Source organism: Idiomarina sp. ST10R2A5, assembly GCF_051842325.1.
Classification (GTDB): Bacteria; Pseudomonadota; Gammaproteobacteria; order Enterobacterales; family Alteromonadaceae; genus Idiomarina; species Idiomarina abyssalis.
The window spans coordinates 1-238 of the sequence record NZ_JBNIEX010000080.1; the positions used below are offsets into that span (position 1 = coordinate 1).

Annotated in this window: 1 protein-coding gene; it reads left to right on the forward strand. The window is 43.3% G+C overall.

Annotation, left to right across the window (positions count from 1 at the left end):
- A partial coding sequence (locus ACP7FG_RS13205) for a hypothetical protein (RefSeq protein WP_439226664.1) occupies positions 1–238 on the forward strand: 238 nt, incomplete at both ends.

The following is a 238-nucleotide window of genomic DNA, read 5'->3' on the forward strand; positions in this document are numbered from 1 at the left end:
AAGGAGAAAAGGGAGAGAGAGAGGAGAAAGAGGAAAGGAAAAAGAAGGGAGAAGAGGAAAAAGGAGGGAAGAGGAAAAGGAAAGGGGAAGAAAGGAAGGAAAGGAGGAAGAAGAAGGGAAGAGGAGAAGAGGGGGAAAAAAAAAGGAAAGAAAGGAAAGAAGAAAAGAGAAAAAGGAAGAAGAAAGAAAAAAAGGAAGGGAAGAGGGGGAGGGAAAGGAAGGAAAAACAAGGAGGGTC